Origin of the sequence: Aeromonas sp. ZOR0002 (assembly GCF_963866995.1) — a bacterium.
GTDB lineage: Bacteria > Pseudomonadota > Gammaproteobacteria > Enterobacterales > Aeromonadaceae > Aeromonas > Aeromonas caviae.
This window is the reverse complement of sequence record NZ_CAWMFQ010000324.1, coordinates 1-730: the sequence shown is the minus strand read 5'-3', so window position 1 is coordinate 730 and position 730 is coordinate 1. Positions and strand designations below refer to the sequence as shown.

General features: G+C 66.7%; 1 protein-coding gene. It reads left to right on the top strand.

Annotated features, from left to right (window positions below; translation table 11 throughout):
• The coding region (locus AACR77_RS17450) for a ribosomal protein uL16 3-hydroxylase (RefSeq protein WP_042883020.1) at window positions 1-706 on the top strand (706 nt) is incomplete at its 5' end.
• Window positions 707-730 lie beyond the last annotated feature (24 nt).

Sequence of the window (730 nt, the reverse complement as noted above, 5' to 3'; positions counted from 1 at the left end):
GGTCGGCGATGCCAAGCCACTCAACGAGTTTGCCGCCCACGCCGCCCTGCTGCACTGCGAGCCGTTCGAGGCGATCATCGACGTCATCATGGAGCCGGGCGACATCCTCTACATCCCGCCCGGATTCCCCCACGAGGGCTACGCCATCGAGCCCTCCCTGAACTTCTCGGTGGGCTTCCGCGCGCCGGACGCCAAGGCCCTTGTCTCCTCCTTTGCCGATCACCTGATCGACAACGAGATCCGCACCGAACGTTACGGCGACCCGGACCTCCAGCCCCGCGCCCGCCACGGGGAGATCCAGCCCCATGAGCTGCACCGCCTGCGGGAGCTGATGCAACAGGCCCTCGACGACGAGACCCTGTTCAAGGAGTGGTTCGGCACCATGATCTCCGAGGCCAAGCACGATCTGGACGTCAATCCGGTGGAGCCGGACTACAGCGCCGACGAGGTGGCCGACCTGCTGAGCCAGGGGGAGCCCGCCATCAAGGTGCCGGGGTTGCGCAGCGTCTGGTTCAGCGGCGAGAGCCGCACCTGCTACATCGACGGCGAAGCCTGGACCCTGCCAAGCGAGGATCCGGCCGCCATCTCACTCCTGTGCGACAAGGACATCATCACCCAGGACGCGCTGGTGGAACTGGCCGATCAGGCGGGCTTCCTGCAACTGCTGACCCGGCTGGTCAACCGCGGCTACTGGTTCTTCGGCTGATCCAGAGGGCTGCCGCCCCTCCCG